The following is a 12805-nucleotide window of genomic DNA, read 5'->3' as shown; positions in this document are numbered from 1 at the left end:
AAAAAAGTAGTTTAAAACTACTTTTTCTTTTTGTGACGGTTAGCTCTCGCTCTTTTCTTTCTTTTGTGAGTAGCTACCTTATGTCTCTTTCTTTTTTTACCACTTGGCATATCGTGTCGATTTTATGATTAATTAATAGTATTATTTTGCTTCGTTGTTTGTTTTTACTCCTTCTACAAATACTTTTGCAGGTTTAAAAGCAGGAATGTTGTGTGCTGGAATTTTGATAGTGGTGTTTTTAGAAATGTTTCTACCTGTTTTTTCAGCTCTAGTTTTTACGATAAAACTGCCAAAACCTCTTAAGTAAACGTTGTCTCCAGTTTCTAATGAAGTTTTAACTTCTTCCATAAAAGTTTCTACTGTTGCTTGAACATCTCCTTTTTCAAGACCTAGTTTCTCTGAAATTTTCGCTACGATATCTGCTTTCGTCATTTTCTTACCTATTTTATTTTATAAATGATGTACTGTTTTTTTGAGTTTGCAAATATAGGAATTAAAAAAATAATTAATCAAGCTAATTCGTTAAATTTTAATTACATAAAGAATTACTTTTGTTTTCTAAGTTTTTTGCAATGAAATTTCATAACCTACTGACAGATTGGTATTTAAAAACAAAAAGAGATTTGCCTTGGCGAAATACAACCAATCCATACGCTATTTGGCTCTCAGAAATAATGCTGCAACAGACACGAGTTGCTCAGGGAACGCCCTATTTTTTAACTTTTACAAAGGAATTTCCTACTGTCTTTGATTTGGCAAATGCCGATGAAGAAAAAGTTTTAAAACTTTGGCAAGGATTAGGATATTATTCTCGTGCACGAAATCTACACAAAACCGCCCAACACATTGCTCATGACCTAAAAGGTGTTTTTCCTCCTACTTATAATGAGTTATTAAAATTAAAAGGTGTGGGCGAATATACCGCCGCCGCAATTGCCTCTTTTGCTTATAACGAAGCTGTTCCTGTTGTTGACGGAAATGTTTTTCGGGTATTATCGCGTTATTTTGATATCGAATCAGATATTTCGTTGCCAGCGACAAAAAAAGAATTTACGTCTTTGGCCCATGAATTAATGCCTAAAGACAACCCCGCAACCTTCAATCAGGCCATTATGGAGTTTGGCGCTCTGCAATGTGTTCCGAAAAATCCAGATTGCGATAACTGTATCTTTAATGATAGCTGTGCCGCACTTCAAAAGAAAAAAGTAAACGTTTTACCTTTTAAATCAAAAAAACTAAAAGTCACCAATCGATTTTTTAATTATCTGATTTTGGAAGATATTTTAGGAAATACTCTAATTCAAAAACGAACGGCAAAAGGCATCTGGCATAATTTATATGAATTTCCGCTTTTGGAAACTTCTACGATTGCAGATTTTGAATTTGTTTCTAATGCAGTACAAAATGATTTTTTTGAGCAGTACACCATTATAAGTATCGAAGAATGCAGTGATGCAACGGTTCTTCACAAGTTATCGCACCAACATTTGCACATTCAGTTCTGGAAAATAAAAATTAAGGAACAAATTGAAAACGGTATCAATCAAACCAATTTAAAAACATTTCCGTTTCCGATTGTGATTTATAATTTTATCGATAAGAAAGAATTAAATTATTAAAAAAAACTTATCTTTGATATAAATACCACTATCAAACCATGAACGGAACATTAAATAAAGTGATGCTAATTGGCCATTTAGGCGATGATGTAAAAATGCATTATTTTGATGGAGGCAATTGTATAGGTCGCTTCCAATTGGCTACGAATGAAATTTACATCAACAAAACCACAAATGAAAAAATAGCCTCAACAGAATGGCATAATCTGGTAGTACGCAACAAAGCTGCCGAAATTTGTGAAAAATACCTTTCTAAAGGAGATAAAATATATGTTGAAGGCCGCATAAAATCACGTCAGTGGCAAGCCGAAGATGGAACTACAAAACATACCACCGAAATTCAGGTAACCGAATTTACTTTTTTGACTACCAAAAAAGAAACCGAACAACACAAACAAAATCAGGCAGCCGAATCGACAAAAAACACTAACTTTGAAGCTCCCAACGAAGGTTTACCTATAAACGATTTACCTTTTTGATTGTTTAACTAATATTATATAATTTGGACTCAGAGCCCAGTTTATTTTTTACTACAACTATAGACACCAATTTGATTATTGGTTGTGTCGCCATCTTTATTTTGCTCTTTTTGTCGGCCATTGTCTCAGGTGCAGAAGTTGCGCTTTTTTCTTTATCACAAAAAGATATTAACGAGACTTTGCAAGAAAACCAATCTAAAGGAAAGATTATCTCTAACCTATTAGACAAACCCAAAAAACTCCTTGCAACACTGCTCGTCGCCAATAATTTTTTTAACATCGGAGTGGTAATTCTATTTTCATTTGTTGGAGACAATTTTTTTGCAAATATTGATTCTCCCATCTTAAAGTTTATTCTGGAAGTCATTGTCATTACTTTTCTAATTTTATTGTTTGGAGAAGTTTTACCAAAAGTGTACGCCAGCAGAAACAACATAAAATTTGCCAAACAAATCGCGTATCCTCTCGCATTTTTAGACAAATTGCTTTCGCCAGTAAGTTTGCCCATGCGATCGGTTACCTTATATTTGCACAATAAATTAGGGAAACAAAAAAATAATTTTTCGGTAGATCAACTTTCGCAAGCCTTAGAATTAACTGATTCTGAAGGAACATCTAGCGAAGAACAAAAGATTCTGGAAGGAATTGTTTCTTTTGGAAATACCGATACCAAGCAAGTTATGAGTCCGAGGATTGATATTTTTGCTCTAGAAATAACCGAATCCTTTGCTGCAATTTATCCAAAAATTATTGAGAAAGGTTTTTCGAGAATTCCGGTTTATCGCGACAATATTGACCAAATAGAAGGCGTTTTATTTGTAAAAGATTTATTGCCTCATATTGAAAAAGAAGAATTCGATTGGACTTCTTTGATGAGAGAAGCCTTTTTTGTTCCGGAGAATAAAAAATTAGACAATCTCTTAAAAGATTTTCAAGGCCTTAAAAGCCATTTGGCGATAGTTGTTGATGAATACGGAGGGACTTCCGGATTAGTATCTCTTGAAGATGTGATCGAAGAAATAGTAGGCGATATCAGCGACGAATTTGATGATGAAAATTTAAATTTCTCTCAAATCGATGATAAAAATTTTCTCTTTGAAGGAAAAATAAACCTAAAAGATTTTTACAGAATTATTGATGTAAAGGAAGATCTTTTTGAATCCAGCAAAGGCGAAGCGGAAACATTGGCGGGTTTTATTTTAGAAATTCTTGGCAATTTCCCTAAAAAAGGACAAAAAATCGCTTTTGAAAACTGTGTTTTCACCATCGAAACGGTTGACAACAAGCGCATAAAACAAATAAAAGTAACAATAGAATAAAATGTTTAAAAGAATACTTTCGATAGCAGTCCTCTTACTTGCCTTAACTTTTTTGAGTTGCAAAGATGATGTGCTGCCAAAACCGGCAAGCTTTTTACGACTAGATTACCCAGAAGCAAAATATGTCAATTTTGAGAATACTTGTCCTTTTTCTTTCGAAATGAATGAAAACGCTATCATAAAAGGAGAGCAAAATTGCGGTTTTGCAATTACGTATCCGAAAATGAAAGCGACCATTTATCTGACTTACAAACCGGTAAATAACGATATTGAAAAATTACTAAAAGATGCACAAAAACTGACCTATGAACATGTTATTAAAGCAGACGACATCTTAGAACAGCCCTATTTGAATCCTAAGAAAAAAGTTTACGGAATGTTTTATCAGGTAGATGGAAATGCGGCTACCAACTCACAATTTTATGTCACAGATAGTACCAAACATTTTATCACGGGTTCTGTTTATTTTTATGCAAAACCCAACTTCGACTCTATTATGCCGGCAGCCAGTTATGTAAAAAACGACATGCAGCGACTGATGGAAACCCTGAAATGGAAATAGAATAAAAAAGGCGTCTAAATTAAATCTAGACGCCTTTTTTACTATTATTCTTTCGAATTATGATTTCATATTTGACACTTTGTATGTCTTTCCGTCTCCGGTTTCCTGGACTACTTTGGTCAGACTTTCTGGATTTTGAACTGTTTTATCAAAAGTAACGGTTGCTGTTTTTTTCTCAAAATCAACAGCTGCTTTTTCAACGCCATTCAAGTCAGATAATTTTTGCTCGATCGTTTTTGCACAGCCTTCTGGACATGTCATACCATCCACTGTAAAGCTTGCCGTTTGTACATTTTCAGCAGCAATAGGCTGTTTTACTTTTGGCGCATTTGTTTCTGCGTTTGCTTCTGTTAAGCTTTCAGTAGTGTTTTTTTTACAGCTCACCAAGACCAAAGTAGCAATAGCAATAGACGCTATAATTTTTGTAAATTTCATTATATTTTTATTAAGAGTTATTGACAAATGATTTTTACAAAATTAATAAAAAACTAGAGGTCAATTCATAAAATTATTACAAATTTGCATCAAAATAATAGTGATGGAAGCAAAACAACTTAAATGGGTTTATTTACTGATTCTTTCTCTAATCTGGGGGAGTTCTTTTATATTAATCAAAAGAGGTTTAGTAGGCTTGACTGCCATCCAAGTGGGTTCGTTTAGAATTATTTTTGCTGCTTTGTTCCTTTTAATTATTGGATTTAAAAGTTTAAAAAAAATCCCAGCTCATAAATGGAAATTCATTGCGTTAACCTCTCTTTTCGGCACATTTGTCCCTGCTTATTTTTTTGCTATCGCCGAAACACAAGTTGACAGTTCTATAGTTGCGATTCTTAATGCACTCACACCTTTAAATACATTAGTTTTAGGTGCTATTCTTTTTGGAATTCAATTTCAAAAGAGACAGTTTTTGGGCGTTTTTGTTGGATTGATCGGCTGTCTTATACTCGTTTTTAACGGTGCCGAAAATCATCCTAATCAAAATTATTATTACACCATATTAGTCGTAATTGCTACTATCTGTTATGCCATAAATGTCAATTTAATCAAAAAACATCTATCCGATTTAAGTTCGCTAAGTATTACCACTGGAAATTTTGCCGTTTTACTTTTGCCTTCTTTAATTATTTTGTCCACTACCGATATTACACAAAGAATGCATCTGGAAGCGACTCAAACTTCTATTTTATTTGTATTGATTTTGGGTGTAATCGGAACCGGAATTGCAAATATTTTATTCTTTAAACTAATACAAATGTCCTCTCCTGTTTTTGCGACCTCCGTAACTTATTTAATTCCTATCGTTGCCTTTTTTTGGGGATTATTAGATAACGAAATGCTAACGCAAATACAGTTTTTAGGGGCTTTAATTGTCCTTGTTGGTGTCTATCTATCGGCTAAAAAATAGTTACTATTTTTGTATAATGTATATAAGAATCAGTTTTTGACAAAGCCAAAGAATTCTATGAAAGCATGCTGCAAACAATAAATATTTAAATTTCGTCCATCATCAAATTGTGTTTGGATAAAAATAAATATTTCATAAACAAAAAAAGCACCCCAATTGGAGTGCTTTTTGAAATTGAACTATATTCTAGATTAGAAATTTTTAGAAACTCCAATGTTAAATGCTTTTCCAAAATTAAAATCAAAACTTTTAAATTCTGGACCATTGTTATCATAGTTAATAGTATTGTAACCTAGACCACCAATGTTGAAGTTTAGACCAAAACCTTTTTTCATATCGATAAAAAGAGCCGGTGTTATTCCAACATATAAACCATCACCTTTGGCAGTAGTAGTAATTGGACCTGTATAGGTTTTATCCTTTTCGCTCTGGAAACCAGCTCCTAATTCAGCATAGAAAGCAAAAGTTTGGTTCAAAGGCATGGTGTAACGTAAGAAAGCACCCAGTTTAGTAGTATTGAATCTTTCCTCGTTTGTTCCTTGTTTTGTTTTTGAAGAACCAAAAGAAGCTTCACCTCCTACAGTCCAGTTTTGATGAAATTGGTAACCCACTTTAGGAGAAAACTCAAATTCATTGTTTTTAACTTCATTGTTACCAAGCGTTCTAGTGTCTGAAGTATAACCAATACTACCCATTACTAAAACTGACCCTTTTTGAGCATTTGCAAAGCTGAACATAGCCAATGCAAGAACAACTAACATTTTTTTCATTTGTATTATTTTTTAAATTTTATATTCTCTTAGCAACAACAATGCCGTGACTAATGTTAAAATTTAAATTTTTATAAATTCTTTAAAAAACAAATTTTAGCAATCCAGCGTATTTCTGTTTACTTTTGTAGCAAATAAAAAGTCATGTCGATAGAAGTAAACAACATATCAAAAAGTTACGGAACTCAAAAAGCCTTAAATGAAATTTCGTTTTCTATTCAGAAAGGAGAAATCGTCGGATTTCTTGGTCCAAATGGTGCAGGAAAATCGACATTGATGAAAATTTTGACTACTTATTTACTTGCAGATGGAGGCTCAGCGCTTGTAAATGGTCACGATGTCATGACAAATGCAAAAGCGGTTCAGCTTTCTATAGGGTATTTGCCAGAGCATAATCCGTTGTATTTGGATCTGTATGTTCGTGAGTATTTGGCTTTTAATGCCGATTTTTATAAAGTTGCCACATCACGAATTGAAGAAGTCATACAACTGACAGGCCTGTCACCTGAAAGTCATAAAAAAATAAGTCAGTTATCAAAAGGATATCGTCAGCGCGTGGGACTTGCCAACGCATTACTGCACAATCCAGATGTTTTGATTTTGGATGAGCCCACTACAGGTCTGGATCCCAATCAATTGATGGAAATTCGAAATGTGATCAAGAATGTAGGGAAAGACAAAACCGTTTTTCTTTCTACGCACATTATGCAAGAAGTAGAAGCTATTTGCGACCGTGTCATTATTATTGACAAAGGACAAATTGTAGCCGATAAAAAACTCGATAAATTAATTTCTGCTGATGCTGAGCAAGTAATCGAAGTAGAATTTGACTATAAAATAGAAGAACAGGTAATCGCTAAACTCGAAAACTTAACTTCATACAAAAACACCCATGATATGACTTGGGAGCTGACTTTTATAGCTGACAAAGATATGCGTCCGGCCATCTTTGATTTTGCCAACGAAAATGGCTTAAAAACGCTTCAGCTGAATCAGAAGAACAAAAATCTCGAAGCTGTATTTAGAGAAATTACAAAATAATTTTTCGCCCTGATTTTTTAGATCAAAAAAGAGCTCGTTTATAATTGTTAAACGAGCTCCTTTTTTTATTTCATCAATGACTTCAAGTACATTGTAAATAATAATGACAGGATTACCGCAGAAGACCTCAACACATTTTTTACAATAGGGCTTTTACTACTGAGCGTTGGTAAACTGCTTTTGGTTTTTAGAAAAAATTCGATCCATTTTTTATGCTCCAGAATTATTAAAAATGTAACTCCAATTAATAAAAGTATCGACTGCATCAGAGCTCCAGCGTTCATTTGATAAAAAATATTAATCAAAGTTAAATTCAGAAGTAAAGAAAACAGTATTAATGCGCCGATAATTAATGTTTTTCTGGACAATAACAAATATCCTCCAACAATTTGCATTACTGCGATTATGATTCCAAAACCATGCGAATATCCAAAATAAAACCAAGTTAGCCATTCGCCCGACTGCTGATTCATTGGCATATTGGAGATTCCTGTAGGCACAATAAATTGAAGTCCATAAAATTTTTTCCACCCAAAAGCAGCCATGTTGAATGCAATACAATAGCGAATTGCGCTATAAAGAAATCCATAAACTTTTGCAGAATCAATTTTTTGTTTTCGATCTAAATAATGCCACACAAACGGAAAAAATAGTGCACTTACTAGCGAAACACCAATTAAGGAAAAAACCAATATAGGCGGCATCCATTTGATATTTCCGCCGTTGCCCAGTAGTAATAATAAGGCCGAAACTTCTAAGCAAAAAATTAATGATACGCTAATTTTTTTTCCAATTGAATTTGGAACTTGTAAAACGGATTGTTCTAACATCGTGTTTTTATTTAAATTAATAGTCGAACAAAATTGAATATTAATTAAATAAGGATCGTTCTGATGTATGCATTCGAACATATTTTAAGGCTCTTTTTCGGTTTTAATTTTATTTAGTTTCACAAATTCTGTCGGAGAAAGACCTGTATGTTTTTTGAAAGTCGTATTAAAAGTAGTTTTAGAATTAAATCCCGCTTCGTAAGCAATTCCTAAAATATTTAACTGACTGTATGCTTCTGATAACAAGAGCTTTTTGGCTTCTTCAATTCGATATCTATTTATAAAATTATAAAAATTATCATGATATAATTCGTTGATAACAAAAGAAGTTTCATTGCAACTTGCGCCAATTTTGGCTGCTAATATTGGCAGGCTCAAATCGTTATTCAAATATACTTTTTCAGAATTGATACTAAAATACAACTTTTGATCCAGCTCATTCAACCTGATTTCAGAAACTCTTTTCGGAGCTTCTTTTTTATTCTCTTTGATTGCTGACAAGTCATTTAATTCGCTTTTACTAAAGTCAAAAATTTCTTTTTGCTGCAAAGAAAAATACGCTAGAAAAAACACGCTAACTAAATACACCAATGGCGTAAATTTTATTAAACCGTTCAAATTAAAAAACAAAAGATTTAGCCATCCCAATAAAATAAATAACAAAACCAATAAAAAGTATTTCAACCAAGAGAGATCGATTTCTTGGGCAGATGATGAAATTTCACGCACGTTTGTCAGGTGTTTTTGTAATCTTCTAAACGACAAACACCAATAAACTATAGTCTGAAGCGGCAATGATACTTTTAGAATAAAAAATACGACCCTACCCGTTTCGTAACTAAACTCAAAGTTTTTTCCTGTAATAAAAAAAGGAAATCTAAAAATCAAGAAAAGCAGAAAAGGTAAAAAATGCCATAAATTTTTCTTTTCGAATTTTTTATTAAATGATGTAAAATACAAAATACTAATGTATAAAAATGGAGCCGTCAAAAATCTGACAAGGCCGATCATCTCGAAAAGATTAGGATATTCTAAGTATATTTTTTGATAAAACAAAGGGATTTCGATCATAGCAAACCCGAGTACAAGGGCAAATAAGCCTAAATATCGATTTGCAATCAGGTTAACTTTTCTCGAATTGGAAAGAAGCAAAAAGCCTAGTAAAAATGAAGCTCCCGAAGTAATACCCATTATGATTGGAAAATTCATCATATAAAAAGATATTTTTTATTTTTTAAGAAACTATCTACAGCCGAATTACATTTTCAGATCAACAAGTACTGCTTTCATTTCTTCGATCGCAATTGCAATATCATTCTCTTTTGTTCGCCAATTTACAAAAGAGGCTCTAATTCCTTTTCGTCCATTATAGAAAGTCGGAGTCATAAAAACTTTTCCTCTATCATTTAAACGGCTTAAAAACTCCGTAACTTTTTCCTCATTATGATCTCCTTTCAATGTAAAACAGACATTATTGAGGCGAATGGGTGCCAAAAGCTCAAAAACATCTTCTTCAATTAATGCATTCCCAAAATGCAAAGCCAATGCAACACTGTTTTCTACAACATCTTTAAAACCCTCTTTTCCATAAGCTAATAAAGAAAACCAGACAGGCAAAGCTCTCAGACGTCTCGAGTTTTCTGGCAATACATTTAAATAATTGAAATTTTCTAACGGATTCCCTAAATAAGGCGCATTCGAATTCTGAAACGTCTCTATCTGCAGATCTGCATGCTCTTTTTTAATCAAATAGAAAGCGCTATCATACGGCACATTCAGCCATTTATGGCAATCTACTGTAATACTATCTGCTTCTTCCCATCCTTTTACAAGATGCTTAAATTTATCCGAAACTGCTGCAAAACCTCCAAAAGCAGCATCAATATGCCACCAGAAAGTATGTTTTTGTCTTAGATTTGCAATGGCTTCAAAATCATCAAAATCTGCAGTGTTTACAGTCCCTGCACTTGAAATCAACAAGAAAGGTTGTCCGTTTAAAGCAGCAATAGTTTTTTCTAAATCGGCGATATCAATAGCTTCACGATTTCCTTTAATTGTTTTGACTGTGGTATAATTTTGACTTCCAATTCCTAACATGGATAATGTTTTTACAGAAGAGGAATGTGGTGTTGCCGTTAGTATATTTATTGTTTCAGATATTCCGTTTTTAGCAAAATCTTTCCCAAGTTGCTTTCCAAACCATTGTCTTGCCACGCCCAAACAAGTAAAATTAGACATGGTTGCACCAGTTACAAATCCGCCTAAAAACGAATTTGGCAAATCTAATAATTGCAATAATAAATTGATGGTTTCAAATTCTATTAAAGCCGAAGCGCCACCTTGTGCTTTTATCGATTGCGTATTTTGGTCGTAAACAGCTGCAAGCCAATCTCCCACTATCGAGGCCGGAGTTGATCCGCCAGTTACAAACCCCCAATATCGTGGCCCAGATGAGGAGACTATTAAAGGCGCCAATCTTTCATTAAATTCCTTTAAAGCCTCCAAGGATCCCAAACCCAGCTCGTTTAACGCACGATTAGGATCAATTGATACTGTGTTGGAGGTGGGAATATTTTCGATATTATTTAAAAAATCAATTCCTTGTTGTTTTGTTTTTTCTAAAATATTTTCGAACGTATTTAGGTCTTGCTGTACTATTGCATTCATTTTACTTTTGTTAATTGGATTCTTGCTATTGATTTAGATTTTGTACCGATTTGATCTTTTTTAGAATAGAAAAATACCAAAGCTACCATTTGGTTTTTTCGGAAAATCTTGCCACCATCATCGAACAAATTAGGTCTCCATTTGCGTTTAATAACGTTGCAACAGGGTCTACAAGAGTACCCAGAATCATGGCTACCGGCAAAGCCTGCTCCATAGGCAAACCGTATACCGTAATGGCCAAAATTTCTCCGATGTATCCCCCATTCGGAATTCCGCCTTCTACAATAGAAACAATTACCGTAATGCCCAACGCCAAAAGAATCGTACTTGGCTCCGTAAAATCTTTTCCAAACATGGCAAAAAGAACGGTGATTTTTAAGATTGAAGACATACTTGAACCATCTTTGTGCAAAGGGCCTCCCAGCGGAATGACCAAATTTCTGACATGATTGGGTATCTTCATTTTTTCTGCCGCTTCAAGATTGGCCGGAATAGTGGCAATGCTACTGCAAGTACCAACTGCCGTTAGCGAAGGTGTAATATTATTGCTCCAAAACACTATAAAAGCTTTCTTTCCTCCTGCAAGAAAAGCGTAGAGGCTAAAAAACACAAAGAAATAAAAAATACAAGCTCCATAATAAACGCCCAATGGTTTAGCATAAGCACCAAATAATTGTGGTCCAAAAACCCCGACCTGATAAGCAAAATAAGCGCCCAAACCTATTGGAGCCAATTTCATAATCATGGTTAATAATTGTTTCATGACTTCGTTTCCAGAATCCAGGAAGCTTCTAAAAGAACTTCCTTTTTCTCCAGATTGCAGACTTGCAAAACCAATTAAAAACGAAAAGATAATAAGTGCCAACATGCTTTTTCGAGACAATAATTCGAAAAAATCGTTTACTGTAACCAACTGCGCTATTTGGTCTCCTATGCTTCCTGAGGCAATATTTTCGAGAGGAACTTTAGAAATAATTATACTTTGATGAATGGGAAAAATATATACTGCCAAAATCATTACAATGGCCGAAATTAGAAGCGTTCCTAAAAAGACAGCGATCATAATCAAAAAAAGCTTCCCTAATTTTTCTGTTTTCTCTAAATTGGCAATCGAAGACGCAATCGTAAAGAAAATAAGGGGAATAATAGCCGTAAAAAGCAAATTTAGAAATATGTCCCCTAACGGTTTTATGACGCCTACTTTTTCTCCGAAAACTAAACCGAGGATACTACCCAGAATGATACCTCCCAGAAGCAAGAGAATACTACTGTAATTTTGTAGAAAATTGATTTTTTTGACTTCCATAGTTTAAAAGTATTTAGCGTTTAGAATGATACACACGAAATAAAAATCAATTAAATTACTCAAAAAAACAGTATTAAAAACTGTATCGTTGGAATTTTGCTACTTTTCTAAAACCAAAGTAGTAAAAGCCCTTTCGACTAACTCGCCTGTTTTATTTTTTATTTTTTCTGTCGAAATCTCTTTTTTTATTACTTTGAAAGGAGTTTTTTGAATTAATTCCTGAGCTTTTTCAGTACTGTAGAGCTCAAACTCATATCTTGTAAAAGGAAGTTGTTTCATAAAACTTTCTTCTGCAAATGTTAAGCAGAAGACTCCTTTTTCTTTCAGAACCTTGTAAATTTCGAATAAGAATTTTTCAGGTTCTTTCCAAAAGTAAAGCGTATTTACCGTAAATATTTTATCGAAAAAAGCATCCTGAAACGGAATGTGATTTCCGTCATAAAGAAAAAATGAAGCTTTTTTATTGGTTACAAAATGGTTGTTGATTTGCTGAGCTTCATAAAACATCAGATCAGAGATTTCGAGTCCGTAATAGGTGAGATCATCTGTTTGTTGGAATAAATGTGATACATGTAGTGCATTTCCGTGCCCTAATTCCAGGACTTTATTTCCCTTTGCCAAATTCAGGTTTTGAATCGAATGAAGGGTCATATTGATGTTAGTCTCATGCATCATATTGGCCATTTCTATTCCTTTTTCCCCTGTCGGATGTTTTAATTGAGATGCTATGGCTTGTAATTCTTCGTTTTTCATAAAATTTTTAATTCCAGTTAAAAAAATCCAAATTCCAAGCTGTTTTGGTCATTG

General features: G+C 33.6%; 14 protein-coding genes. 6 read left to right on the top strand and 8 right to left on the bottom strand.

What is annotated here, in order from left to right; translation table 11 throughout:
• Positions 1–141: 141 nt before the first annotated feature.
• Positions 142–432 carry an HU family DNA-binding protein gene (locus J3495_RS15355; RefSeq protein ID WP_007805026.1) on the bottom strand — a complete coding sequence of 97 codons (291 nt, stop codon included), beginning with the start codon at positions 430–432 and terminating at the stop codon, positions 142–144.
• Between the two features lie 140 nt (positions 433–572).
• Between J3495_RS15355 and mutY the strand changes: the two genes are divergently transcribed.
• From mutY to gldD, 4 genes are read left to right on the top strand one after another with little or no spacing between them, the layout of a single operon-like run.
• Positions 573–1619 (top strand): A/G-specific adenine glycosylase, encoded by a 1047-nt coding sequence (gene mutY / locus J3495_RS15350; protein ID WP_210667423.1) that lies wholly within the window; start codon positions 573–575, stop codon positions 1617–1619.
• Positions 1620–1657: 38 nt separating this feature from the next.
• Entirely contained in the window at positions 1658–2098 is a 441-nt protein-coding gene (locus tag J3495_RS15345) for a single-stranded DNA-binding protein (RefSeq protein ID WP_210667422.1), read from the top strand.
• Between the two features lie 23 nt (positions 2099–2121).
• Positions 2122–3417, top strand: coding sequence for a gliding motility-associated protein GldE (locus J3495_RS15340; RefSeq protein ID WP_210667421.1), 1296 nt, complete (start codon positions 2122–2124; stop codon positions 3415–3417).
• A 1-nt stretch (position 3418) separates the two neighbouring features.
• Positions 3419–3979 carry a gliding motility lipoprotein GldD gene (gene gldD / locus J3495_RS15335; RefSeq protein ID WP_210667420.1) on the top strand — a complete coding sequence of 187 codons (561 nt, stop codon included), beginning with the start codon at positions 3419–3421 and terminating at the stop codon, positions 3977–3979.
• Between the two features lie 57 nt (positions 3980–4036).
• On the opposite strand, the gene J3495_RS15330 is transcribed toward gldD, so the two are convergent.
• Positions 4037–4414: a heavy-metal-associated domain-containing protein gene (locus tag J3495_RS15330; protein WP_210667419.1), complete on the bottom strand. Its 378-nt coding sequence runs from the start codon at positions 4412–4414 to the stop codon at positions 4037–4039.
• 103 nt (positions 4415–4517) lie between these two features.
• Between J3495_RS15330 and J3495_RS15325 the strand changes: the two genes are divergently transcribed.
• On the top strand, positions 4518–5384 hold the full coding sequence (locus J3495_RS15325) for a DMT family transporter (RefSeq protein WP_210667418.1): 867 nt from the start codon (positions 4518–4520) through the stop codon (positions 5382–5384).
• A 191-nt stretch (positions 5385–5575) separates the two neighbouring features.
• On the opposite strand, the gene J3495_RS15320 is transcribed toward J3495_RS15325, so the two are convergent.
• A complete protein-coding gene (locus J3495_RS15320; RefSeq protein WP_210667417.1) occupies positions 5576–6154 on the bottom strand; it encodes an outer membrane beta-barrel protein in 579 nt (192 codons plus the stop codon).
• A gap of 144 nt (positions 6155–6298) precedes the next feature.
• On the opposite strand from J3495_RS15320, the gene gldA reads away from it, so the two are divergent.
• Entirely contained in the window at positions 6299–7195 is an 897-nt protein-coding gene (gene gldA / locus J3495_RS15315) for a gliding motility-associated ABC transporter ATP-binding subunit GldA (protein WP_210667416.1), read from the top strand.
• Positions 7196–7260: 65 nt separating this feature from the next.
• Here the strand turns inward: gldA and J3495_RS15310 are convergent, their stop codons facing one another.
• From J3495_RS15310 to J3495_RS15290, 5 genes are all read right to left on the bottom strand, one after another.
• Positions 7261–8106, bottom strand: coding sequence for a hypothetical protein (locus J3495_RS15310; protein WP_210667415.1), 846 nt, complete (start codon positions 8104–8106; stop codon positions 7261–7263).
• 3 nt (positions 8107–8109) lie between these two features.
• A complete protein-coding gene (locus J3495_RS15305) occupies positions 8110–9237 on the bottom strand; it encodes a helix-turn-helix domain-containing protein (RefSeq protein ID WP_210667414.1) in 1128 nt (375 codons plus the stop codon).
• Positions 9238–9282: 45 nt separating this feature from the next.
• Entirely contained in the window at positions 9283–10692 is a 1410-nt protein-coding gene (locus J3495_RS15300; protein ID WP_210667413.1) for a pyridoxal phosphate-dependent decarboxylase family protein, read from the bottom strand.
• 82 nt (positions 10693–10774) lie between these two features.
• The gene (locus tag J3495_RS15295; protein ID WP_210667412.1) at positions 10775–11998 is read right to left on the bottom strand and encodes a dicarboxylate/amino acid:cation symporter; all 1224 of its coding nucleotides are present in this window, start codon (positions 11996–11998) and stop codon (positions 10775–10777) included.
• 99 nt (positions 11999–12097) lie between these two features.
• On the bottom strand, positions 12098–12751 hold the full coding sequence (locus J3495_RS15290; RefSeq protein WP_210667411.1) for a class I SAM-dependent methyltransferase: 654 nt from the start codon (positions 12749–12751) through the stop codon (positions 12098–12100).
• Between the last annotated feature and the right edge of the window lie 54 nt (positions 12752–12805).

This window comes from Flavobacterium geliluteum, from assembly GCF_017948595.1.
Classification (GTDB): domain Bacteria; phylum Bacteroidota; class Bacteroidia; order Flavobacteriales; family Flavobacteriaceae; genus Flavobacterium; species Flavobacterium flavipigmentatum.
This window is presented reverse-complemented; position numbering and strand designations above follow the sequence as displayed.

Coding starts and splice junctions, on each gene's coding strand:
- J3495_RS15320 (WP_210667417.1), bottom strand. CDS start 6,154: ATGAAAAAAATGTTAGTTGTTCTTGCATTGGCTATGTTCAGCTTTGCA.
- J3495_RS15290 (WP_210667411.1), bottom strand. CDS start 12,751: ATGAAAAACGAAGAATTACAAGCCATAGCATCTCAATTAAAACATCCG.
- J3495_RS15300 (WP_210667413.1), bottom strand. CDS start 10,692: ATGAATGCAATAGTACAGCAAGACCTAAATACGTTCGAAAATATTTTA.
- mutY (WP_210667423.1), top strand. CDS start 573: ATGAAATTTCATAACCTACTGACAGATTGGTATTTAAAAACAAAAAGA.
- J3495_RS15325 (WP_210667418.1), top strand. CDS start 4,518: ATGGAAGCAAAACAACTTAAATGGGTTTATTTACTGATTCTTTCTCTA.
- J3495_RS15310 (WP_210667415.1), bottom strand. CDS start 8,106: ATGTTCGAATGCATACATCAGAACGATCCTTATTTAATTAATATTCAA.
- J3495_RS15345 (WP_210667422.1), top strand. CDS start 1,658: ATGAACGGAACATTAAATAAAGTGATGCTAATTGGCCATTTAGGCGAT.
- J3495_RS15295 (WP_210667412.1), bottom strand. CDS start 11,998: ATGGAAGTCAAAAAAATCAATTTTCTACAAAATTACAGTAGTATTCTC.
- J3495_RS15305 (WP_210667414.1), bottom strand. CDS start 9,237: ATGATGAATTTTCCAATCATAATGGGTATTACTTCGGGAGCTTCATTT.
- gldA (WP_210667416.1), top strand. CDS start 6,299: ATGTCGATAGAAGTAAACAACATATCAAAAAGTTACGGAACTCAAAAA.
- J3495_RS15355 (WP_007805026.1), bottom strand. CDS start 432: ATGACGAAAGCAGATATCGTAGCGAAAATTTCAGAGAAACTAGGTCTT.
- J3495_RS15330 (WP_210667419.1), bottom strand. CDS start 4,414: ATGAAATTTACAAAAATTATAGCGTCTATTGCTATTGCTACTTTGGTC.
- gldD (WP_210667420.1), top strand. CDS start 3,419: ATGTTTAAAAGAATACTTTCGATAGCAGTCCTCTTACTTGCCTTAACT.